The following is a 23,001-nucleotide window of genomic DNA, read 5'->3' on the forward strand; positions in this document are numbered from 1 at the left end:
ACTGCGCGACCTGTCCGCCACGGCGCGCGCGTCGCATGCGGTCTGCGGTCCGGCGGGACGCCTTTGGGGCGTGGGGAACTGCGCGACCAGCCCACCACGAGGCGCACGCTGAACACAGGCCTCCAAGCGGAGCGCTACCGCATGAGCTCGCCGGCGTTCACCAGCAGGGACTGCCCGGTGATCGCCCGGGCCCGGTCGGAGGCCAGGAACACCACGGCCTCCGCCACGTCGCCGTCCGTGGCCAGCTCGGGCAGCGCCATGCGCTCGGTGAGCCGGGCCAGCACCTCCTCCTCCGGCACGGCTTCGATGTGCGCCGTGTACTGGACGTACGCCTGCACCGGCGGCCCCCACATCCAGCCGGGGAGCACGGTGTTGACCCGGATGCGGTGCGGGCCGAGCTCGCGGGCGAGCGAGTACATCGCGGAGGTGAGGGCGCCCTTGGAAGCGGCGTAGGCGGCCTGGCGGACCTGGGTGGGGGCGGCGACCGAGGACTGGGTGCCGATGAGGACCACGGAACCGCCGCGCCGCTTCAGGGCGGGCAGGCAGGCGCGCGTCATGCGCAGGCCGCCGAGGAGGTTCACGTCGATGACCTGCTGCCAGGTGGCGAAGTCGGCGTCCTCCAGACCGCCGAAGTGGGCATCCATGGCGGCGACGTTGACGACGGCGTCGATCGCGCCGAAGCGCTCGAGCGCCAGGGCGGCCAGGGCGTCGCACTGCGCCTCGTCGGTGATGTCGGCCGCCCGCCAGGCGGTCCGGCCGCCCTCGGGGTCGATCGCCTCGGCGGCCTTCGCGAGGACCGCCTCCGTACGCGCCCCGAGGACGGCGTTGCCGCCGTCCCGCACGACGGCGGCGGCCACGCGCTGGCCGAGGCCCGCGCCGACGCCGGAGACGACCACGGTTCTGCCCTGAAGCAGCATCACGCCTCCCCCCTTTTTTTGGAGGCGAGTTCGCCTCCGCTGCGCTCAGCCACTGTCGACGGTCGACGTGCTCGGTCGCTCGTGCCTCGCTCCCTGCGCGCGTCTCCCTTTCGACAGCGGCCGCTTCGCTTCGGCTCACTCGCCTACCGTCGGCCGCAGATGCCTGGTGGGCGGTGGCCATTGCTGACGGGGCGTCAGCTTAGGGGTTGGGGGCTTGGATTGCCAGGGCTTTGGCTAGGCGCACCAGGCCTTCCCGGATCTCGTCCGGGGTGTGGGTGACGAAGGACAGCCGCAGTGACGCGGGGTCGGGCGGGCCGGCGAAGAAGGGGGCGCCGGGGACGTAGGCGACGTCGTGGGCGACCGCGACGGGCAGCAGGGCGGTGGCGTCGTGGCCCTGGGGGAGCCGGGCCCAGATGAACATGCCGCCTTCGGGACGGTTCCAGGAGCTGCCGGGCGGGAGGGCGTCGCCGAGGCCGTCCAGGAGGGCGTCGCGGCGGTCGCGGTAGGCGCCGCGGACGCGGGCGAGGTGGGCGTCGAGGTCGGAGTCGGCGAGGTAGCGGGCGGCGGCGGCCTGGTCGACGGTGGAGGTGTGCAGGTCGGCGGCCTGCTTGGTGATGACGCAGGCGCGGCGCATTGCGGCGGGTGCGCGCAGCCAGCCCAGGCGCATGCCGGGGGCCATGATCTTGGAGAAGCTGCCGAGCAGGACGGTGCGGTCGGCGGCGGCCGGGAAGGACGCGATCCAGGGCGCGTGCTCGCCCTCGTAGCGCAGCTCGCCGTACGGGTCGTCCTCTGCGATCCACAGGCCGTGCCGTTCGGCGATCTCCGCGACCTGCGCGCGCCGGGCGGCCGGGAGGGTGCGGCCGGTCGGGTTCTGGAAGGTCGGGATGACGTAGAGCAGCTTGGGCCGCTCGCGGATCACCAGCTCCTCCAGGGCGGCCGGGTCGATGCCCTCCTCGTCGGACGGCACCGGCACGACTCGCGCGCCCGCGAAGGCGAAGCACTGCAGCGCCGCCAGGTAGGTCGGGTCCTCGACCAGCACCACGTCGCCGGGTTCGAGCAGGGCTGTCGCGAGGAGGGTCAGCGCCTGCTGCGAGCCGCCGGTGACCAGGAGGTCGTCCGGCTCGGTCGTAAGGCCCCTTGCGCAGAGCCGGTTCGCGACCGACATGCGCAGGTCGGGGTCGCCCTCGGTCGTGGAGTACTGCAGCGCGCGCCGTGGATCCTCGGCAAGTACGCGGTCGTACGCCGCCCGGATCCCCTCCGTGTCGAAGAAGTCGGGGGCGGGCAGGCCGCCCGCGAAGGAGATCACCTCGGGCCGCGCGGTCAGCGCGAGGATCTCGCGTACGGGCGAGGCACCGACCGAGGCGGCGCGGGCGGCGATACCGGGGACGGGTGCGCGCATGGTGGCTCCTTCGCTCGTGAGCTCATACAGAAGTGGATGGAAGGTACATCTAGTGCGGTCGCCCGCGCCACACCCTTCCAAATCTGACACCCAGTCAGCTAAACCGTAACCATGACAGACGACACGCGCAGCGAGGCCTACGCCGAGCTGGCCGCCCTCGGCCCGTACGGACCCGGGTTCGGCCACGCCCTGATCACCATGGTCGAGCCGCACCCGGGCCATGAGTACGCGTACAACCGCTGGTACGAGGACGACCACTTCATCGCCGGTGCCATGGCCATGCCCTGGATGTACGCGGGACGCCGCTTCGTCGCCACCCGCGAACTCCAGCTTCTGCGCTATCCGGAGAAATCGGCTGTTGCCCAGCCCGTCACCGCGGGCTGCTACATCACCGTCTACTGGATCACGGCGGGCCGCTACGCCGACCACATGAAGTGGACCGTCGGCATCAACAAGCGCCTCAACCGGGACGCCCGCGTCTACCACGACCGCACCCACGTCTTCACGGCCTTCCAGGACCACGCCGTCACCGTCTACCGCGACGGCGCCGCCGGGCCCCGCGACTTCCACGCCCTCGACCACCCCTACGCGGGGATTGTCGTCCAGGTCATCGACGCCGAATCGGCCGGGCAGCGCGAGGAGTTGCTGGAGTGGCTGCGCGCCAGGCATCTGCCCAAGCGGCTCGCGGGCGGCTCACCGGCCGCCATGGTCACGGTGTTCAAGCCCACGCCGCTGCCGCTGGACCGCATGTCCTACGTCAAGCAGGTCGAGGGCACCGACACCCGGCTCACCCTCCTGTGGTTCCTGCAGCGGGACCCGCGCGAAGTGTGGGAGGAGCACTTCGCGGGTCTCGGCGAGGATGTCGCGGCGGCCGGCCTCGGCCGGGTTGAGCTGGTCGCACCCTTCGTTCCGACGGTTCCGGGGACGGACACGTACGTCGATCAGCTGCGCTGACTGGGAGGCGGCAGGACAGGAGACAGCAGCGTGCCCCCTCGGCCAGGACGGCGGACCGGTCGAGAGGGCGATGGAGCGTGCTTGCTGACGGACCACTACGGGCGGGTGAAAGCTCCCCGGTTGACCTCCGCCACGAAGGCCGACCAGGCCTGGGAGGGGAAGCTCAGACTGGGGACGGCCAGGTCCTTGGAATCGCGTACGGCGATGGAGTGCTCGTCCGGGAGCGCCACTTCAAGGCACGCGCCGTTGTTTCCGGAGTACGAGGACTTCCACCATGAGAGGGCGGGATCTTCCCGATGCATGATCGCTGCTCCGATCGTGTGTGATGTGTTGCGATGTGCCCGGTGCGTTTTGGGCACGACCTGACGTTACGCTCCAACATCACTGTCCGGTGAGGGGTGTTCACCCAACCGGATGGCATATTCCAAATGCCTCTCACACGTTGCGGAGTATGGGTGTACCGTTCCGCCCCCGCGCCGCTCTCGCACCGTTCCGGCGGGTGTGTCAGGGTGCGTACCCCTTCGCCGCGTCAAGAATGAACTCCCGCGACTTCTCCGGATTGAGCGCCTGTGCGCGAAGATATTCGTACATCATCGCGTACTTGTGAACATCGGCGTGCTTCTCCAGATAGAGATCGCTCGTCACGCCCTCCAGGTACACCACCGACGAGTCCGAGCTGTCCTCGAACTCCAGCACCGCGAAAGCCCCGTACATGCCCGGGTGGGCCCCCACGTCGTGCGGCAGGATCTGGACGGTGACATGCGGCAGCGTGCTCATCTCCGCGAGATACTCCAGCTGTTCGGCCATCACCGGCGGCCCGCCCACCACGCGGCGCAGCGCCGATTCGTCGATCACGGCCCACAGGCGGAGCGGGTGCTCCAGATCCCCGACCCGTTCCTGCCGCTTGAGCCGCACCTCGACCCGGTTCTGGATCTCGGCCGGGGTCGCCTCGGGCCCCATGCCCAGGATGACGGCCTCGGCGTACGTACGCGTCTGCAGCAGTCCGGGCACGATCAGGGACTCGTAGGTGCGCAGCGATTCGGCCTCGGTCTCCAGGCCGATGTAGACGCTGTACGGCACATCGCCGAAGGCGTGCCACCAGCCCTGCTGGCGGGATTCGCGGGCCATGTTCATCAGCGACTCGACCAGGTGGGGGTCGTCGACCCCGTAGACGCCGCAGAGGTCGCGGACATCGCGCTGGCTGATGCTGCGCCGGCCGTTCTCCAGGCGGCTGATCTTCGACTGGGAGACGAGCAGTTCCGCCGCGACCGCTTCTGCTGTCAGGCCCTTCATCTCGCGCAGCTTGCGCAGTTCGGATCCGAGACGGCGTCGCCTGACGGTTGGGTTGACGTTGGCGGCCACGGGACGTGCACCTCCGGCATCGAATGGTTTCTGCAGTGCAGTGCTGTGCGCTGCTGTTGTGTACTGCTGGTCAGCAGCCTGCCACTACCGGTCATCATCGCGCTGGGAAATGGTCGTATGGTCCGCTCTTCAAGCAGCTCAGGCGGCCCAAGCGGCCGAAAAACAGCGACGCGCGGGCCGTCGGCCGGTGTTGACCGGTCGGTGGCCCGCGCGTCGCAGCGGCTCCCGTGACCGGGTCGCTGGGGACGGATGCGGAATTGGGTGTCCGGGCCCTGCCTCCGGACACCGGTCCGTCCTGACGTTCTGGCTCTGCCTGGTGGCTCTGCTCTCCTGCTCGGTCAGCTCATCGGACGCCGGCCCGGGCCATGCTCTGCCCCGCCGCTGCGGACCGCCCCTGCGCGGGCGGTCGTTTCGGCTGTGCCGCGACCCCGTTCTGTACGTCCATGACCGCGTGCGCGACGAGGCCGCCCATGGGGTCGTAGCGGATCAGATCCCTCAGGCGCGATCGCGATGACCGGCCTTCGTTGCCCGGGTAAAGGTGCTTGCCGAGCCCCACGGCATGGGCGAGCGCGGCCAGCGCCGCGGTCCGCGGGTCCGGCGGTACGCCGGTGCGGATCGCGTTGTCCAGCCGTGACCTGATGTCCCGGCTGACTTCGCTGTCGGTCGCCTGATAGCGAGTGGTCGGCAGCACCCCGCACATCTGCCCCGCCACGGCATGCACCATGCCGCACCGTTCGAGATGCGCGAGATACGTCTGGCGAAGCCCCAGGCGGGGCCCGCCGATCCAGTGGACGGCACGCACGGGGCTGCCGCGTCGCCGCAGCAGTTCGAGCGCGGAGTCCAGGGTCGGATCTCCTGTCGGCCGTGGGTGCACCACGGCGATACGATCCCCATCAGGGGCTATTCGCCCTGCCAGAGCCAGCTCCACTAGCTGTGCCCCGGCAAGGCCTAGGTCGAGCGACTGCGGCTGCGCCGTGGTACCCGTGGTCGGGTCCAAGGCGAGAAGCAGTAGCTCCTCCGGAATACTTCTGCGGCTCCTGCCCATCCATGCCTCCCCGCGTGGATGAAGACAGGGTGACGCCTCTCACAGCTACCTGTCGAGAGCGCCTTGCCCGTTCGTGCGGGAACCGACTCATATGTCGTTCTCGTCTAGCGCGGGAGCGGCTGCTTACGGCGGGTCTCTCAGAGGCTTCTCAGCCTGTGGCTGGACACTGGTGTTGGGAGAGCGGGGCGTCGGGTGACGACGGCCCCGCATGACGTGTGGAGGAGGTCTGCGTGGCGGGCGAGTCCCCCGGCAGGGCGGAGCAGCAGGAGTCGTCGGGGGAGGCGACCGGGCGCAAGGCGAAGGATCCGAGGCTCGCGGTGTTCCGTGAGCCGGAAGGGGCCGAAGGTTCCTCCGGTGCCGATCGTAACGATTCGGTTGCGGATGAGGGTGCCGGTTCGGAGGATTCCCCCGAAACGGCTCCCGAGGGCGCCGAGGAGGAGTCCGGCCCCGAGGGGTCGGCCGAGTCCGATGTACGTATTTCCGATACGCAGGATGACGTAGCGGCAGTGGACGCGGAATCCGCCGAGGATACGGAGGACGCCGCACCCGAGGATGCGGAACCCGCCGTGGAGCCGGTCGACGAGACGGCGGACGCGGAGCCCGAGGTCGAGCCCGAGCCGGGGCCCGAGGTCGAGACCGAGGCGGACGCCGAGGCCGAGCCGGAGGCCGAGGAGGAGCCCGAGCCGGAGGTTGAGCCGGAGGCCAACGAGGAGCCCGAGCCGGAGGTTGAGCCGGAGGCCGAGGAGGAGCCCGAGTCGGAGGTTGAGCCGGAGGCCGAGGAGGAGCCCGACGCGGAGCCCGAGGCTGAACCTGAGCCCGAGGCTGAATCCGAGCCCGAGCCCGAGCCCGAGGACCGGCCCCGTGAGGGCACGCTCGTCCTGGCCGCTCGCAGCGTCGCGGAGGCCCGGTCCAGCGTGGCCGCGCCCGAGTCGAAGCCGCTCGCGGACAAGCCCCCTGCCCGCCCGGTGGGCACCTTCGTGCCCCTCGTGACGGACGACGCGCCGAGCGAGCCGCCCCGCGAGCGTACGAAGACCATGCCGCTGCCCCCCGACCCCGGGGAGTCGCTCAAGCTGCTCGCGGAGCTGACCAACACGCCTCCGCCGCCCCAGACCCCGCTGCGGACCGTGGCCCGCCGCTTCAAGATCTGGACGCCCCTGGTCCTGCTCCTTCTGATCATCTTCGGCGCCGTCCAGGCGCTGCGCCCGCTCCCCAGCCCCGAGTTGAAGCTCACCAGCGCCGCCTCCCACACGTTCGGCGGCAGCGAGCCCTCCCTGCCCTGGCCCAGCGAGGGCCAGGCCGTCGTCGAGGTCGAGGGCCTCGGCAGCCTGGGCTCGTCCGGCAAGGAGAAGGCGGTGCCGATCGCCAGCGTCGCCAAGGTGATGACCGCGTACGTCATCCTGCGCGACCACCCGATCAAGAGCGGCGCCAAGGGCGAGACCATCCGCGTCGACCAGAAGGCCGAGGACCAGTACGAGAGCGGGTCCGCCGAGCAGGAGTCGGTCGTCAAGGTGACGGCGGGGCAGGAGCTCAGCGAGTACGAGGCGCTGGAGGCCGTACTGCTTCCCTCCGCGAACAACGTGGCCCGCCTGCTGGCCCGTTGGGATGCCGGATCGGAGACCGCGTTCGTCGCGAAGATGAACGCCGTCGCCAAGGAACTCGGCATGACCAACACCACCTACACCGATCCAAGCGGCCTGGAGTCCACCACCGTCAGCACGGCGAAGGATCAGGTCAAGCTGGGCCGCAAGGCGATGGAGATGGACGGCGGGGTCTTCGCCCAGATCGTCAACACCATCAAGTACACGGACAGCAACGGCACCTCGCAGTCGAACTACAACCAGCTCGCCGGCTTCAACCACATCGTCGGCATCAAGACCGGGACCAGCACCGCCGCCGGCGGCAATCTGCTCTTCGCCGCGACCCGCGAGGTCGACGGCAGGAAGCAGCTGATCATCGGCGCGATGCTCGGCCAGTACAAGTCGCCCATCATCACCACGGTCCTCACCAGGAGCAAGGAGCTCATCCAGGCCACCCAGGCCGCTCTGACCTCCGACCTGATCGTGAAGAAGGGCGACGTTCTCGGCTACGTCGACGACGGTCTCGGCGGCCACACCGCCGTCGTCGCCACCAAGGACGTCACCGCGGTCGGCTGGGGCGGCCTCAAGGTCGACATCTCCCTCACCCCCGCCAAGACCGGCATCCCTCATGAGGCCAAGGCCGGGACCGCCGTGGGCGAGCTCACCGTCGGCAACGGAGACAGCGAGATCAAGATCCCGGTGGCCCTTGAGAAGGACCTGGTGGAACCCTCACTGGGCACGAAGCTCAAGCGCGTCGCGTAACCCGGGTGAGGCCGGGTCGGGTGGGGCAGGCAGGCCGTCTGCCCCACCCGACCGGGTACCCCGGGCGAGGGCCGCTCAGGCGGAGAGCTCGCGCTCAAGGGGCGTACGGAAGCGCGGGGTCACCCGCACACCCCCCAGCCAGCCGCCGAGCCCCGCGGCCTCGGTGGCGACCGCGGCGGCGGCCTGCGCGCCACGGTCGGCGAACAGCCGGTGGGCCACCGAACCGTCAGCACGTTGGGCCCAGCCGCCCACGACTTCGCCGTTCCACCACACCGTGGGGCCGATGTTGCCGGTGCGATCGAAGAGGGAGGCGCGCAGGGGGCCGGCCTCGGGGAGGTACCAGTCCCGCTGGGCCCAGCCCATGGGGGTCGGGTCGAGGGCGGGAAGCAGTGCGGCCCAGGGTTCGCCCGCGGGGGCGGGGGAGTCGTCGCCGGGCAGGACGTAGCCGGTGCCCTCGTCGAGGGGGACCGGCTGCGCGCCGGACGCCGCCAGGGCGCCGCGTACGGCGGTGAGGGTCCAGCCGGTCCACCACTTGAGGTCGGCCTCGGTGCCGGGCCCGTAGGCGGCCAGCCAGCGGCGTACGAGCTCGGTCCGGGCCTCGGCGGCGGGCAGGCCCGGGAGCGGTGTGCCGACGGCCCAGCGGTACTGGCTGCTGGTCCAGCCGCCGGCGGGGCGCCGGCGCGTGATGCGCCCTTCGGCGGCGAGCACGCGCAGGATGCGGGAGGAGACGTTCTGGGTCGCCTCGTACGGCTTGCCGCGAGCGACCACGACCTGCGCACGCAGCCGTGGCTCGGCGGCGCCGAGCTCGGCCGCCGTGGCCTCCCCGCGCTGCGCAAGGGCGGCGAGGGTGGCGTCCTCGACCTCGGAGAGCCAGGCGGCGTCCCAGCCGCCGCCCTCGGCAAGGAATTTGAGCAGCTTCTTGCGCTCGTCGGCGGCGATGGCCCGGGCCGCCCCGGCGTCGACGACGGGAGCGAAGGACTCCGCGACGACGAACATCGTCCTGCGCATGGCGAGCAGCCGCACCAGCGAACGGTCCTCGTACAGGGCGCGTTCGGTGTCGGCCGTACCCGGCGTGCGCAGGCGCGCCGCGACCGACAGGTACACCGTGGCGGGGTCCGTGCCGTGCAGCGCCACGAGCGACTCCGCGACCGCCTCGGCGGACGCGGCCCGGTGGCCGGCGGCCAGCAGGTGCCGGCGGGCAAGCCGGGCGCGCCGCTCGGCGGGGCCCATCAGTTGTGGTCTCGCGGGGGCCGTTTGCAGTGCTGGACGGAGTTGCCGCTGCCGTGATGCCGTCGGCACACCGGGGCGCTCTCGGTCGGCGCCGGCGTCGGGGACGGTGAGGGCTGTGCCGTCTCGGTCGGTTCGGCGGTCGCGGTCGGTTCCGGGGTCTCCACGGGCGTCGAGGCCGAGGCCGTGGGCGTGGGCGTGGCGGTCGGTTCGGGGGTCGCGCTCGCCGTAGCTGTGGCCGTGGCCGTAGCCGTCGGTGTGGCCGTTGCCGGAGCCGTGGTGGCGACGGAGGAAGGCGAGGAAGAGGAGGAAGTGGAGGAGGACGGCAGCACCGCGAGCGGCGGGACCGAGGTGGCCGTCAGCGCGGCGGGGGCGCCGGCCGGCGTGCTCAGCGTGCTCGATGTGCTCGACGTGCTCGGGGTGCTTGTCGTGCTCGTCGTGTTCGACGCGCTCGCCCCCGGCGCGGGCTGCGCCGACTGCCCTGCCGCCGCTGTCACCGACGGATTGTCGTCTACGGCCCGTTCCACGAGCGTCGGCTTGGAACCGCCGGTCGCCATGGCCACGGTGACCGCGATCGCCGCGGCCACCACCGCGATGCCCGCGGCCCCGGCGGCCACCGCGGAGCCGCCGAGGGACCCGCCGGCCGCACCGCCCACGCCGCTTCCCACGCCCCCGGCCTTCCCGGCACCCGCCGCCGCGGAGGCAGCGGCACCGGCACCGGCACCCGCACCCGCACCCGCACCCGCCGCCGCCAGGAAGCGCAGCGCGCCGCCGCCGACCAGCACCAGCAGCGCCGGGCCGACCAGCGCCGGCAGCCGGTTGTTGGCCTGCATCAGCAGCAGCATCCGGGCCCGGCAGTCCTCGCAGGTCTCGGTGTGGGCGCGCAGTGCCGCCGCGTGCCGGGGCGAGTCGACGTCCCGTACGTGAGCGGGCATCCGGTCCCAGAAGTCGGCGCAGGCCGCGTCCGCCGGCGTTCCCGGCTGGGCGCGCAGGAAGGCCTGCCGCAGGCCTTCACGGGCCCGGCTGAGCAGCACGGCCGTGGCGTTGCGGTTGGTGCCGAGTTCACGGCCGACCGCCTCCAGGGGCTGGTCCTCGGCTTCCGCGAGCCACAGGGCGCGGACCCACCGTTCGGGCAGCTGCTTCAGGACGTCGCCGAGCAGATCGACGTACGCGACGCGCTGCGCGGGGTCGTTGGCCTCGTCGTCGGCCGTCGTCCGCTGCTGGCCGATTCCGATTCCGGTACCGGGGTCCTGTGGTATCTCGCGGGCCGACGCGGCGCCGACGGACGTGGCGAGGTTCCGCAGGGTCGTGGCCAGGTAGGCGGGCACGTTGTCGATGCGGTGTCCGCCCGACAGCCGCCGCCAGACGCGGAAGTGGGCCTCGGCGACGAGGTCCTCGGCCTGCCAGGTGTTGCGTGTCAGGGTGCGCGCGTAGGCGACCAGCCGCGGGTGCTGCTCCGCGTAGAGCAGGGCATAGGCCTCGGTGTCCCCGGCCTCGACGGAGGTGGGGGTTATGTCTTCGAAGCCCTCGGCCTCAGCCATGGTTCGGCAACCCTTCTCGAATTCCGGGCGTCCGGACATTCGGCACTATAAGGCGGCGACACGCCAGTTGAGCTATGCGGCAGGTCACAATTATTGATGCGTAAGTCGCGTAATGAGGGCCGTTGGTTCCCGGTCTATGTGGTCGAAGGAGTGCGAGCAGCGCACCGATCACGAAGGGATCCAGCCATGCTCACCGACATCGATCACATCGTGCAGGTCCGTCTCTGTGCACCCGGCGCCGGAGACCAGGAGGTCAGCGCCACCCTGCGCTACCACCGCGAGGACCCGCTGGCCGTGTGCCTGACCTTCCCCGCCTCGGTGTCCCTGGACGGAACGGACGTCACATGGACCTTCGCCCGCGGCCTCCTCGCCGCCGGGCTGCGCGCCCCGTCGGGCGACGGCGATGTGCACGTGTGGCCGTACGGGCTGCGCCGCACGATGATCGAACTGCGGGCGCGCGAGGGCATCGCCCTCATCGACCTGGCCGTCGCGGATGTGCGCGCCTTCCTGTCCCGGTCCTACGAGGCCGTGCCCGCGGGCGCGGAGGTCCAGCACCTGGACGTGGACGCCGTGCTGGCGGCGCTGTTCGGGGACGAGTGACAGGCATGGCCGTCCGAACCGCAGCGGCCCCGGACGCCACGACTCCCGCCACGGCGCTGACGTACGCGGCCGACCCCGGGACGGCCGGCAGTCTGCTGGCCGTCCAGGAGACGCCGTTCGGCACGCGCGTGCTGATCGGCGACGCCCGGGGCCGGGCCGTCGTCCTGCGGGCCTTCCGCGCCGCCGCCGGCCAGGCGCCGACCCTCGACAACCTGGTCGGCCGGCTCGGCTACGCCCTGCGGCACGCCTCGGCGGACTTCACAGCCCTGCTGGCCGCGCAGTTCAGCCCGGATCTCGCCACCGTCCAGCTGCTCAACCTCGGTCATCCGCCGCCGCTGTTCCTGCACTGCGGGGTCGCCCGCGCGCTGCGCCCGGCGCGGCGGCTGCCGCCGCTCGGGCTGGGCGACCCGGCCGGTCACGCGTACGCGACCGAGACCGTACGCCTTCCGGCGGGCGCGACCCTGCTCTTCCTCACCGACGGCGTCGACGAGGCCGGCGCCCGGCTCAGCGGCCGCCGCCTGGGCAGCCCGCAGGACATGGTGCGCGCGCTGCGCGGCGGCCTTGCGCATGACGTGGCACTGCTCGCCATGCGCAGGGACGACCCCGAGCAGGACGAGCAGGCGGTACCGCCCTCCGCCCGGCGCTGGCCGACGCTGCGCATGCGGCGTATGCCGGAGCGGAGTTGAGAGGGATCAGGCGAAGCGCCGCAGCCGCAGCGAGTTGCCGACGACGAACGCGGACGAGAAGGCCATCGCGGCCCCCGCGATCATCGGGTTGAGCAGGCCCGCCGCGGCCAGAGGCAGAGCGGCGACGTTGTAGCCGAAGGCCCAGAAGAGGTTGCCCTTGATGGTGCCGAGGGTCCGCCGCGACAGCCGGATCGCGTCGGCCGCCACGCGCAGGTCGCCGCGCACCAGCGTGAGGTCGCCGGCCTCTATGGCGGCGTCCGTGCCCGTGCCCATCGCCAGGCCCAGGTCGGCCTGCGCGAGAGCCGCCGCGTCGTTGACGCCGTCGCCGACCATGGCGACCGACCGGCCTTCCGCCTGCAGCCGCCGTACGACCGCGACCTTGTCCTCGGGCATGACCTCGGCGATGACATCCGCCTCCCCGATGCCGACCTCGGCCGCCACCGCTCGCGCAACCGCCGCGTTGTCGCCGGTCAGCAGCACCGGCCGCAGCCCGAGCCCGCGCAGCATGCGCACCGCCTCGGCGCTGGTCGGCTTCACCGCGTCCGACACGACCAGGACGGCACGCGCATGCCCGTCCCAGCCGACGGCGATCGCCGTACGTCCGGCCTCCTCCGCCTCCGCCTTGGCCAGGGCGAGCTTCTCCGGCAGGATCTGCGGCTGCCGCCCCACCACCACGGCGTGGCCGTCCACCACACCCTGCACACCCAGGCCCGGCACCGCCGTGAAGTCCTCCGGCACCGGCAGCGGGCCGCCGCGCTCCTGTGCGGCGCGGGCGACCGCACGCGCGATCGGGTGCTCGGAGGCGTCCTCCAGGGCCCCGGCGAGCCGCAGCACCTCCGCCTCGTCCTCGCCCTCGGCGAGGTGGACGGCGGTCAGTGTCATGGCGCCCGCCGTGACCGTCCCCGTCTTGTCGAGGACGATCGTGTCCACCGTGCGGGTGGTCTCCAGTACTTCCGGTCCCTTGATGAGAATGCCCAGCTGAGCGCCCCGCCCGGTGCCCACCATCAGAGCCGTGGGCGTCGCCAGGCCCAGGGCGCACGGGCACGCGATGATCAGCACGGCCACGGCGGAGCTGAAGGCCGCGGCCGTGCCGGCGCCCGTCAGCAGCCACACCCCGAGCGTCCCCAGCGCCAGTGCGATCACGGCGGGCACGAACACCGCCGAGATCCGGTCCGCGAGCCGCTGCGCCGCCGCCTTGCCGTTCTGCGCGTCCTCGACCAAACGCGCCATGCGCGCAAGCTGCGTATCGGCGCCGACCCGGGTCGCCTCGACGACGATCCGCCCGCCCGCGTTGACCGTGGCGCCCGCCACCGCGTCGCCCGGCCCGACCTCGACCGGCACGGACTCGCCGGTCAGCATCGCCGCGTCGACCGCCGAGGAGCCCTCCCGTACGACACCGTCCGTGGCGATCTTCTCGCCCGGCCGCACCACGAACAGATCGCCCACCGCCAGCTCGCCGACCGGGACGCGCACCTCGCGCCCGTCCCGCAGCACCGCCACGTCCTTGGCGCCCAGCTCCAGCAGCGCGCGCAGCGCCGCCCCGGCCCGCCGCTTGCTGCGGGCCTCGAAGTACCGCCCGGCGAGGATGAAGGAGGTGACGCCCGCGGCGACCTCGAAGTACAGATTGGACCCGGCGTCGCCGCGCGTGACGGTCAGCCCGAAGGGGTGCTTCATGCCGGGCATGCCGGCGTCGCCGAAGTACAGCGCCCAGAGCGACCAGCCGAAGGCGGCCAGCGTGCCCACCGAGATGAGCGTGTCCATGGTGGCCGTGCCGTGCCGCAGATTGGTCCAGGTGGCCTTGTGGAAGGGCCAGGCGGCGTACGTGACGACCGGCGTGGCCAGGATCAGCGAGAGCCACTGCCAGCCGCGCATCTGCAGCGCCGGGACCATGGCCATCGCGATCACGGGTATCGCGCACACGACGGCGGTCAGCAGCCGCTGCTCCAGCGGCAGCAGGTCCTCCTCGGCAGTCGTCGGAGCCGGGAGCGCCGCCGTGTAGCCGGTCGCCTCGACGGTCGCGATCAGATCACCGACGGCGACCGGGCCTTCGTAGGAGACCCTGGCCTTCTCGGTGGCGTAGTTGACCGTGGCGAAGACGCCGTCCATGCGGTTGAGCTTCTTCTCGACGCGGGCCGCGCACGAGGCGCAGGTCATCCCGCCGATGTCCAGCTCGACGTCCGTGGAACTCATCAGGCGGTCCGTCCGACCAACTCATAACCGGCCTCGTCGACGGCGGCCCGGACCGCCTCGTCATCCAGCGGCCCTTCGGCGGCGATGGTCAGCAGGCCGCTTTTCGCGTCCGCCTGGATGTCGGTCACGCCGGGCAGCGTCGAGACCTCTTTGGTGACGGCGGACTCGCAGTGGCCGCAGCTCATGCCGGTGACGGTGTAGGTGACGGTCATGGTGGGCGCTCCTTGCGTGCGGTTCGATCCCTATAGTGCCCAACACTATACCCCCCAGGGGTATTCCCGGCGGAGGGGCGGCCGAGGACCCGCCACAAAAAAGAGCCGCCCACCAGGCGGCTCTCCTTCGCCTGACGGGCGGCTCGTATCAGGATCGGATCGGGATCGGATCCAGGTCCGGATCAGGCCCAGAACGCGTCCGACCGGTCGATGTCGTCGATGCATTCGTCCAGGTCGGTGGCCTTGTTGCCGACGATACGGAAGACGATTCCGCCGTCCGCGTCATAGCTCTTGCCGCCCCGCTCGGCGTGGAGGTGGTGCACGGACACCGCGTGACCGCGCCCGTCGACGAACACGTTGCGCAGCTCGGCGCGCATATTGCCGCCGGTCAGCTCGAAGAGCTGCTGGTAGTAGGCGAGGATGTTGTCGACGCCCTTGAAGTCACCGGAGATCTGGCTGCTGCCGGGGACGTGCTGCGCGCAGTCGCTGGTCATGATGCCGCGCAAGGTTTCCATGTCACCGCGCGAGAACGCGTCGTAACCCTTGCGTATGAGTGCGGCGTGCGGGTGTTCAGCCATCACGATCGCCACCTTTCATGAGAAAGCGGGGCATATTCGGCTGACCTCACCAGCTTAGAGGCCTCGCCGATGGGACGCGCGGCGTCGCGGGCCCGCGCTCCCCATCGGCGAGGCCTCTTACGACTGCTCCCCGTCCCCACGCCCCCGCAGCCGCTCCAGGTCCCGGCGCTCCCGCTTCGTCGGCCGTCCCGCGCCCCGCTCCCGGTGGGCGACCACCACGACCTCCTCGCGCGGCGGTGGCGGCGGGCTGTTGTCGACGTAGCACTCCACCGCGACCGGCGGTCCGACCCGCTTGCGCACGACGGTTTTCACGACGACGATCCGCTCCCGCCCGGCGTGGTACAGCCGCACCTCATCGCCCACCCGCACCGCCTGCGCGGGCTTCACGCGCTCGCCATTGACGCGTACGTGCCCGGCCCTGCAGGCCGCGGCGGCCAGCGCGCGGGTCTTCGTCAGCCGCACCGACCAGATCCAGGCGTCGACCCGCACGCTTCCTTCGTCTTCAGCCATGCTCCCGACCTTAGAGGCCCCACCTATCCGCGCGGCCTCTCAATAAGCCGTCGCGCCGCCGTGCGGACGAGGTGTACAGCAGATGCGCCACAGCTTTCCACCTCCCACCTCTCACCTCCCCGCGATGGAGACACCTTGCCGATCCGCATCACTCCGCTGAACGCCCCGGACGACCGCCTGGCCTGGCTCGCCTCCGACGGCCACCCCGTGGGCTCCGCCTTCCTCCGGTTGTTCAGCCGCCCCGGCCAGGACCACCTCGCCGAACTCGAACTCCACGTCCACCCCGCCGACCGCCGCCACGGCACCGGCACCCGCCTGCTCGACGCGGCCCTCGGCGCCGCCCGCGAAGCCGGCAAGCGCTGCGTCCTGGCCCAGGCCGAAGCCGGCTCGCCCGGCGCCGAGTTTCTCCCCTCCCGGGGCTTCCGCAAGGTCCTCACCCTCACCTTCGCGCGGCTCCCCCTCGCCCAGGCCGACCCCGCCGCCATGGCCGACCGCCCCCATCCTCCGTACGTCCTCACCTCCTGGTCCGGCACCGTTCCCGACCACCTCGCCCAGACGTACGCCGACTCCCGCCGCGCGATGGACGACATGCCCATGGATGACACCGACTACGGCACCGTCACCTGGGACGTGGACCGTCTCCGCTCCGTCGCCGAAGCCGTCGCGAAACGTGGCGACCATCTCCACACCGTCGCCGCCGTCCACCGGCCCACCGGCAGCATCGTCGCCTTCACCGAACTCGTCGTCCCCTCCGACGGCCTCGGCGACGCACAGCACTACGGCACCGGCGTCCTGCCCGAACACCGAGGTCACGGCCTCGGCCTCTGGATCAAGGCCGAGTCCATCCGCCAGGCCCGCGACCGCCACCCCCGCCTCGACGGCCTGCTGACGGACACCGCCGACAGCAACTCGTACATGCGGTCGATCAACGACGCGCTCGGCTACGTGCCGACCCACCGCGTGATGACGTACCAGCTCGACCTGTAGCGGCCGCCTGCTCCGCTTCGCGCCCCTTGACCTGGTCGCTTGACAGGTTCGCGATCGGCGCTTCATCATCATTCCACTAATCAAGTAGCTAAAGGGTGGTGAAGGAGGTTGGAGTTCCGTATCGACAGACGGAGCGGGGTCGCCGCCTACCAGCAGATCGTGCAGCAGACCAAGCAGGCGCTGCGGCTGGGAGTGCTGGTGCCGGGGGACCGGTTGCCGACGGCCAAGGAGGTCGCGGAGACCTGCGCGGTCAACCCGAACACGACGCTCAAGGCGTACCGCGAGCTGGAGCGGGAGGGACTGGTCGAACCCCGGCCGGGGCTCGGCACGTTCGTGCGGCGGTCACTGGCCCGCCCGCAGGCGGCGGCCGACTCGCCGCTGCGGGGGGAGCTGGAGGAGTGGATGGACCGGGCCCGCGAGGCGGGGCTGGAGCGGGAGGACGTGACCGCGCTGGTCACGTCGGTGCTGGAGGAGCGGTACGCCGGAAGCCCGGCGGCCGTCGGGAACGAGGAGCACAGGTGAGCAGCGGTAGCAACGGCGGGAACGGCTGGAGCGACGACGTCACGGACTTCCGTGACGCGGGTCTGGCGGGCGCGGCCGGCGCCGGTGGCGGGGAGGAGTCCGCGATCGAGGCGTACGGCACAGGAAAGAAGTACCGGCGGGGATGGGCGCTGAAGGACTGCTCCTTCCGGCTGCCGGCCGGCCGGATCTGCGGTCTGGTGGGCCCCAACGGCGCCGGAAAGACCACCCTGATGGGGATAGCGGCCGACCTCCTGGAGCCGACCGCCGGCACCCTGCGGGTGTTCGGCTCGGCCCCGGGCTCCGACGAGGCCAACCGCCGCACCGCGTTCCTCGCCCAGGAGAAGCCGCTGTTCCGGCGCTTCACCGTGGCCGAGACGCTGCGCCTGGGCCGGGAGCTGAACCCCGGCTGGGACCAGCAGGCCGCCGAGAACATCGTCAGGGCGGGCAATGTGCCCTTCGAGGCGAAGATCGGCACCCTGTCGGGCGGCCAGCGCACCCGCGTCGCGTTCGCCCTCGCCTTCGGCAAGCGCCCCGACCTGCTGCTGCTCGACGAGCCGATGTCCGACCTCGACCCGCTCGTACGCCATGAACTCATGGGCACCCTGATGGCCGAGGCCGCCGAGCACGGCACCACCGTGCTGATGTCCACGCACATGCTCGCCGAGCTGGAGAACGTCTGCGACTACCTGATGGTCATCGCCGACGGCGGACTGCGGCTCGCCGGTGAGGTCGACGAACTCCTCGCCGCCCACACCCTGCTGACCGGCGCCCGTCCGGACGGCGAAACCGCCGGTGTGCCCGCCTCCCTCGCCCGTCACACGGTCGTGGAGTCCCGCACCAGCGGACGCCAGGTCACCATGCTGGTGCGCCCGACCGGACCGATCGACGGCGTCTGGCAGTCCGAAACCCCGAACCTGGAGGAACTCCTGCTCGCCTACCTGCGCTCCCCACAGGCGCCACCGTTGCTCACCGCCAGCTCCCAGGTCAGCGACCGGGTCGGCGGCCAGGACGGCGCGAAGGCGGTGGCGGCATGACCACCATGACCAACGCCCAGGCTTCCCCCGTCACCACCGCCCCCGCCCGCCGGGGCCCGCGCCTCAGCGGTATCAACTGGCTGGTCTGGCGCCAGCACCGGGCCGCCTTCTGGACCATCATCGGCTGCACGATCCTCGCCGCCGGCTGGATGGTCTACCAGCGTGGGCAGCTGATGGACGCCCTCCACGCCCTCGGGTGGCCCCACCCGACATCGGACGACTGGGACATGAAGGTCAGCAACTCCGCTCTGACGCAGGCGGGATACGGCCTCGGCTTCATCCCCATCCTGATCGGCGTCTTCGTCGGGGCCCCGCTCATCGCCGGGGATCTGGAGAACGGCACCGCCAAGCTGGTCACCTCGCAGTCCGTGAGCCGTGTCCGGTGGATCGCCACCAAGCTCGCTATCACCGTCCTGGTGGTCGCCGTGGGCACGGCAGTGCTCGCAGGGGTGTTCAGCTGGTTCTGGTCGCCGGTCAGGGACCATGAGAACTTCATCTCGTGGGTCTCCGGTACCGGCTTCGACAACAGCGGACCCATGCTGACCGCACTCACCCTGTTCACCCTGGTCGGCGGCGTCGCGATCGGCATGGTGCTGCGCCGCTCCCTGCTGGCCATGGTCGTCACCTTCGGCTTCGCGGTCGCCGTGCAGATCATCTGGTCGTACTTCCGGCTGGACCTCGGCAACAGCGTCACGCTGACCACCAACAAGGGCGTCCTGGACTCCAGCCCGACTCTGCCCAACGCCGCCTACGAGCTGGACCGCTGGTTCACCACCGCTTCCGGGAAGCTCTACGGCTGGAGCACCTGCGTCACCGAGCCCGAAGCCAAGGTGAAGGGCTGCCTGGACCAGAAGGGCATCGTGGGCTGGCGGGTGGACTACCTCCCCTACTCCGAGATGTCCTCCATGCAGTGGTTCGGCGCCTCCATCCTGCTGGCCCTGACCGCCGCCCTCACCGCCTTCATCTTCTTCTGGGGCCGCAAGCGCATCGTCTGACGTACCAACGGCACCACCGCACAACCTGAAGCACCCCGCACCACCCCGTACCACCGAACGCCTCGGCCCTCGTTGGCCCATCCCCGCAACGGCCGGCACGCACCACCCCATCACCATGTCGTGCTGCCGGCCGTGCAGGGCCCGCTCTTCCCGGTATCCCGGTGACCACACCCGGGTGCCCTCTCCGCCTCGACGGCGCGAACCATCACACACTTCCGGCCGCACACCGCCCTGCGGTTGCCGAGCCATGCCCTCTTGCCGACTTTCGTACGAAAGGCCTGAGTTGAAGCTGAACAGGAAGCACAGCAAACAGACGGCGGCCGGTGCCGTCGCGGCGGCGCTGCTCGCCGCCACCGCGGCCGTGACCGGCGGCGCCGCCCAGGCCCAGGCCGCACCGGTCGCGGTCGCCCAAAGCACCGGCACCGCGAGGACCGTCACCCTCGTCACCGGCGACCGGGTCACCCTGGACGCCTCGGGCAAGGTCACCCGCGTCGTGGCCGCCGAGGGCCGCGAGGGGACTGCGTTCCGCATCCAGCAGGCCGACGGCCACGCGTACGTCGTACCGCGGGACGCCGAGGCGCTGGTCGCGAGCGGCAAGGCCGACCGGCGGCTGTTCGACGTCACGCAGCTGGTGAGCCTGCACTACGACGACGCCAGGCGGTCCGACCTGCCGCTGATCGTCACGTACGCCAAGGGCAAGTCCCTTGCCGCCAGTACGTTCTCGGCCTCCGGCACCCAGGTGCGCCGGAACCTGCCGAGCATCAACGGCGAGGCGCTGCGGGCCCGCAAGTCCCAGGGTTCCGCACTCTGGCAGACCCTCACCGGCAGCGGGGCCACGGCGCGTTCGCTCGCCGCGACCAGCTCAGCGAAGGTCGCCAGGATCTGGCTCGACGGCAAGGTCAAGGCCGGCCTGGACAAGAGCGTCCCGCAGATCGGTGCACCGACCGCCTGGGCCGCCGGTTACGACGGCAAGGGCGTCAAGGTCGCCGTGCTCGACACCGGCATCGACGCCACCCACCCGGACCTGAAGGACCGGATCGACGCGGCGAAGAACTTCTCCGGGTCCGGGGCCGCCGACGACGTCGTGGACCGCGCGGGCCACGGCACGCACGTGGCGTCGACCATCGCGGGCTCCGGGGCCGAGTCCGGCGGGAAGTACAAGGGGGTCGCGCCCGGCGCGCGGCTGCTGGTCGGCAAGGTGCTCGACGACTCCGGCTCGGGGGAGGAGTCCGGCATCATCGCCGGGATGCAGTGGGCCGTCACCGAGGGCGCCAAGGTGGTCAACCTCAGCCTGGGCGGCGAGGACACCCCGGACACCGACCCCGTCGAGCAGGCGGTCGACGACCTGTCCGCCGACTCCGGCACCCTCTTCGTCATCGCCGCGGGCAACGAGGGCCCCGACGCGGGCACCGTCGGCTCTCCGGGCAGCGCCGCCGCCGCTCTCACCGTGGGCGCGGTCGACGGGCAGGACGCCATGGCCGACTTCTCCAGCCGCGGCCCCACCGCCGACGGCTCCCTCAAGCCGGACATCACCGCGCCCGGCGTCGACATCGTCGCCGCGAAGGCGGCCGAGGGCTGGATGGGCGACCCGGCCGCCGACGGCTACGTCACGATGAGCGGCACCTCTATGGCGACCCCGCATGTCGCCGGCGCCGCCGCCATCCTCGCCCAGGAGCACCCCGACTGGACCGGGCAGCAGCTCAAGGCCACCCTCACGGGCTCGGCCACCCCGACCGCGGCCGTCTCCTCCTACGCCCAGGGGGCAGGGCGCACCGACCTCGCCAAGGCGATCACCCAGCAGGTCACCAGCAGCCCGGCCACCCTGAGCTTCGGCTCCCAGCCGTGGCCGCACACCGACGACCAGCCCGTCACCAAGGAGGTCACCTACCGCAACGCCGGTGACCAGCCGGTCACCCTCGACCTCGCCACCGACGCCGTCGCCCCGGACGGCATGTTCACCGTGTCGCCCGCGCAGCTCACCGTCCCGGCGGGCGGCCAGGCGACCGCCACCGTCACCGCCGACAGCCGGGTCGGCACGGCCGACGGCGAGTTCGGCGGCGCGCTGACCGCCACCTCCGCCGACGGCTCCACCAGTGTGCGTACCGCCATCGGCGTCCAGCGCGAGATCGAGTCGTACAACCTGACCGTCAAGTACCTCGGCCTCGACGGCAAGCCCGTCACCGCCGACGCCACGACCGGCCTCTACGGCCTGGACAACACCATCTGGAAGGACATCTACGACGGATCCGACGGCACGGTCACCGTCCGTCTCCCGAAGGGGCGTTACGCCCTGGAGGGCCGGATACCCACCGGCTCCGGCTCCGATGATCTCGCACTGCTGATGCAGCCGAAGTTCGCGCTGACCAAGGACACCACCCTGGTCATGGACGCCCGCCGGACCAAGCCGGTCCGGGTCACCGTGCCCGACACCGCCGCGAAGAACACCGAAGCCATGCTCAACTACTTCGTCGACAACGACGGCAACGGCTACGGCTCCACCTACACCGCCGACACCTTCGGCAGCATGCGCTTCGGGCAGCTCGGCGCCAAGGTGCCCGCCGACGAGGCGCTCGCCCAGTACTCCGGGACCTGGACCCACGGGACGGTGAACTACCGCCTGGCCTGGAACCGCACCGGCGACCTCTCCGGCTTCACCCAGAAGCTGCGGCGCGCCCAGCTCACCAAGGTCAAGGTCCAGGTCGGCGCGCTCGCCAAGGCCGGCACCGTGGACATCATCGCCGCGCCCCTCCTGCCCGGCACGGGCAACTGGTTCGACTTCACCCCGACCACCCGCAAACTGCCGCTGACCGGCACGGACTACGTACTCCCCAACGGCGTCAAGTGGCACTACGCCGCCTACGAGTACGGCCCGGCCGGCGCCGACGGCGAACCGGTCTCCGCGGCCGGCCAGTCCGCCGCCCCCCAGTCCTTCGCCTCCGGCAAGGACTACACCCTGCGCTTCAACGTCGGCGTCCTCGGCCCCGTCCTCCCCTCCGGCACCCTCACCCCCGGCGACGCCCGCCCCGGCGCGCTGCGCCTCGGCGACACCTTCGGGGCCTACGTCCCGCTCTTCTCCGACGGCGCCGGTCACCTGGGCACCTCCGCGTACACCAAGGCACGCAGCTCCCTCTACGCCGGCAGCACCAAGATCTTCGCCACCACCACCCCCCTGGACGGCGACACCACCCACACCCTCCCGGCCGGCGCCCGTACCTACCGCCTCACCACCGACATCTCCCGCTCCCCGGCCCTCTTCCCCGTGAGCACCCGCATCGCCGCCGAGTGGACCTTCCGCTCCGCCCACGTCCCCGGCACCGCCGCCAAGCCCCTGCCCCTGTCCGTGGTCCGCTTCACCCCGAAGCTCTCAGCGGCCGGCACCGCCAAGGCCGGAACCACCTTCGCCGTCCCCTTCACCATCCAGGGCGCCGCCAAGCCCGCCACCCTCCGCAAGCTCGCCTTCCAGGTCTCCTACGACAACGGCAAGACCTGGAAGAAGGCCCAGGTCGTCAACGGCAAGCACCTCAAACTCCGCCACCCCGCCAAGGCCGGCACCGTCTCGCTCCGCGTTACCCTGACGGACGCGAACGGCAACACCCTGAAGCAGACCATCTGGCGGGCCTACCGCACGGTGAAGTAGCCCTGCTCGCTTCCCCGGCGGTACACACCCCTTAGGAGCACACTCCTAAGGGGTGTACTCCTTGCCGGCCCGGCGGCCTTGGGCTCCCACCCCAGCCTGACCACACCGAAACTGGAGGCGTCGAAGTCGTCCTCCGGATCGTGGAGGGCCGTGGTCGCCACGTCCCAGCGGGCGAAGGCGTAGACGAATGCGGCGTCGACGCCGGCCCAGTGAGCCAGATGCCGGAAGGTTCTCACCCGAGAGTCGCGCATCCGTCCACAACCTCC

21 protein-coding genes are annotated in these 23,001 nt (G+C 71.5%); 9 read left to right on the forward strand and 12 right to left on the reverse strand.

All coding sequences use genetic code 11. The features are described from left to right. Window positions 1-134: 134 nt before the first annotated feature. Together OG607_RS26345 and OG607_RS26350 are read right to left on the reverse strand one after the other, a co-directional pair. The gene (locus OG607_RS26345; RefSeq protein ID WP_405737058.1) at window positions 135-917 is read right to left on the reverse strand and encodes an SDR family oxidoreductase; all 783 of its coding nucleotides are present in this window, start codon (window positions 915-917) and stop codon (window positions 135-137) included. Between the two features lie 199 nt (window positions 918-1,116). Further along, a complete protein-coding gene (locus OG607_RS26350) occupies window positions 1,117-2,316 on the reverse strand; it encodes a PLP-dependent aminotransferase family protein (RefSeq protein WP_405728285.1) in 1,200 nt (399 codons plus the stop codon). A gap of 111 nt (window positions 2,317-2,427) precedes the next feature. Here OG607_RS26350 and OG607_RS26355 point away from each other — a divergent pair, with 111 nt between their 5' ends. Then, window positions 2,428-3,270 (forward strand): hypothetical protein, encoded by an 843-nt coding sequence (locus tag OG607_RS26355; RefSeq protein ID WP_405728288.1) that lies wholly within the window; start codon window positions 2,428-2,430, stop codon window positions 3,268-3,270. Between the two features lie 95 nt (window positions 3,271-3,365). Here OG607_RS26355 and OG607_RS26360 read toward each other — a convergent pair whose 3' ends face one another. From OG607_RS26360 to OG607_RS26370, 3 genes are all read right to left on the reverse strand, one after another. After that, a complete protein-coding gene (locus tag OG607_RS26360; protein ID WP_405728291.1) occupies window positions 3,366-3,572 on the reverse strand; it encodes a DUF397 domain-containing protein in 207 nt (68 codons plus the stop codon). A 202-nt stretch (window positions 3,573-3,774) separates the two neighbouring features. Further along, the gene (locus OG607_RS26365) at window positions 3,775-4,632 is read right to left on the reverse strand and encodes a helix-turn-helix domain-containing protein (protein ID WP_405728294.1); all 858 of its coding nucleotides are present in this window, start codon (window positions 4,630-4,632) and stop codon (window positions 3,775-3,777) included. 343 nt (window positions 4,633-4,975) lie between these two features. Further along, window positions 4,976-5,677 (reverse strand): GPP34 family phosphoprotein, encoded by a 702-nt coding sequence (locus tag OG607_RS26370; protein WP_329316899.1) that lies wholly within the window; start codon window positions 5,675-5,677, stop codon window positions 4,976-4,978. A gap of 506 nt (window positions 5,678-6,183) precedes the next feature. Between OG607_RS26370 and OG607_RS26375 the strand changes: the two genes are divergently transcribed. Continuing rightward, window positions 6,184-8,016, forward strand: coding sequence for a D-alanyl-D-alanine carboxypeptidase (locus OG607_RS26375; protein ID WP_405728299.1), 1,833 nt, complete (start codon window positions 6,184-6,186; stop codon window positions 8,014-8,016). Window positions 8,017-8,091: 75 nt separating this feature from the next. On the opposite strand, the gene OG607_RS26380 is transcribed toward OG607_RS26375, so the two are convergent. Then, window positions 8,092-9,246, reverse strand: coding sequence for a winged helix DNA-binding domain-containing protein (locus OG607_RS26380; RefSeq protein WP_405728302.1), 1,155 nt, complete (start codon window positions 9,244-9,246; stop codon window positions 8,092-8,094). After that, complete coding sequence (locus OG607_RS26385) at window positions 9,246-10,784, reverse strand: sigma-70 family RNA polymerase sigma factor (protein WP_405728305.1); 1,539 nt, start codon at window positions 10,782-10,784, stop codon at window positions 9,246-9,248. Before OG607_RS26385 ends, OG607_RS26380 begins: the two co-directional genes overlap by 1 nt. Window positions 10,785-10,970: 186 nt before the next feature. Here OG607_RS26385 and OG607_RS26390 point away from each other — a divergent pair, with 186 nt between their 5' ends. Then, on the forward strand, window positions 10,971-11,384 hold the full coding sequence (locus OG607_RS26390; protein ID WP_405728308.1) for an SsgA family sporulation/cell division regulator: 414 nt from the start codon (window positions 10,971-10,973) through the stop codon (window positions 11,382-11,384). Between the two features lie 5 nt (window positions 11,385-11,389). Beyond that, on the forward strand, window positions 11,390-12,070 hold the full coding sequence (locus OG607_RS26395) for a PP2C family protein-serine/threonine phosphatase (RefSeq protein ID WP_405728311.1): 681 nt from the start codon (window positions 11,390-11,392) through the stop codon (window positions 12,068-12,070). Window positions 12,071-12,076: 6 nt separating this feature from the next. On the opposite strand, the gene OG607_RS26400 is transcribed toward OG607_RS26395, so the two are convergent. The 4 genes from OG607_RS26400 to OG607_RS26415 all read right to left on the reverse strand — a co-directional run bounded on the left by OG607_RS26400 (window position 12,077) and on the right by OG607_RS26415 (window position 15,560). Then, a complete protein-coding gene (locus OG607_RS26400) occupies window positions 12,077-14,260 on the reverse strand; it encodes a heavy metal translocating P-type ATPase (RefSeq protein WP_405728314.1) in 2,184 nt (727 codons plus the stop codon). Beyond that, window positions 14,260-14,472 (reverse strand): heavy-metal-associated domain-containing protein, encoded by a 213-nt coding sequence (locus OG607_RS26405; RefSeq protein ID WP_405728317.1) that lies wholly within the window; start codon window positions 14,470-14,472, stop codon window positions 14,260-14,262. The genes OG607_RS26400 and OG607_RS26405 overlap by 1 nt, the downstream gene beginning before the upstream one ends. Before the next feature lie 182 nt (window positions 14,473-14,654). Beyond that, window positions 14,655-15,050, reverse strand: coding sequence for a nuclear transport factor 2 family protein (locus OG607_RS26410; RefSeq protein ID WP_405728320.1), 396 nt, complete (start codon window positions 15,048-15,050; stop codon window positions 14,655-14,657). Between the two features lie 117 nt (window positions 15,051-15,167). Then, window positions 15,168-15,560: a S4 domain-containing protein gene (locus OG607_RS26415; RefSeq protein WP_405728323.1), complete on the reverse strand. Its 393-nt coding sequence runs from the start codon at window positions 15,558-15,560 to the stop codon at window positions 15,168-15,170. Window positions 15,561-15,695: 135 nt separating this feature from the next. On the opposite strand from OG607_RS26415, the gene OG607_RS26420 reads away from it, so the two are divergent. From OG607_RS26420 to OG607_RS26440, 5 genes are all read left to right on the forward strand, one after another. Beyond that, entirely contained in the window at window positions 15,696-16,547 is an 852-nt protein-coding gene (locus tag OG607_RS26420; protein WP_405728326.1) for a GNAT family N-acetyltransferase, read from the forward strand. Between the two features lie 108 nt (window positions 16,548-16,655). Continuing rightward, entirely contained in the window at window positions 16,656-17,069 is a 414-nt protein-coding gene (locus tag OG607_RS26425) for a GntR family transcriptional regulator (RefSeq protein WP_405728329.1), read from the forward strand. Window positions 17,070-17,131: 62 nt separating this feature from the next. After that, window positions 17,132-18,103 carry an ABC transporter ATP-binding protein gene (locus OG607_RS26430; protein ID WP_405737061.1) on the forward strand — a complete coding sequence of 324 codons (972 nt, stop codon included), beginning with the start codon at window positions 17,132-17,134 and terminating at the stop codon, window positions 18,101-18,103. Further along, window positions 18,100-19,098, forward strand: coding sequence for an ABC transporter permease subunit (locus tag OG607_RS26435; RefSeq protein ID WP_405728332.1), 999 nt, complete (start codon window positions 18,100-18,102; stop codon window positions 19,096-19,098). Before OG607_RS26430 ends, OG607_RS26435 begins: the two co-directional genes overlap by 4 nt. A gap of 247 nt (window positions 19,099-19,345) precedes the next feature. Then, complete coding sequence (locus OG607_RS26440; RefSeq protein ID WP_405728335.1) at window positions 19,346-22,735, forward strand: S8 family serine peptidase; 3,390 nt, start codon at window positions 19,346-19,348, stop codon at window positions 22,733-22,735. Here OG607_RS26440 and OG607_RS26445 read toward each other — a convergent pair. Then, window positions 22,717-22,986, reverse strand: coding sequence for a hypothetical protein (locus OG607_RS26445; protein ID WP_405728338.1), 270 nt, complete (start codon window positions 22,984-22,986; stop codon window positions 22,717-22,719). The genes OG607_RS26440 and OG607_RS26445 overlap by 19 nt on opposite strands. Window positions 22,987-23,001 lie beyond the last annotated feature (15 nt).

It is taken from the genome of Streptomyces sp. NBC_01537 (assembly GCF_045040445.1).
GTDB lineage: Bacteria > Actinomycetota > Actinomycetes > Streptomycetales > Streptomycetaceae > Actinacidiphila.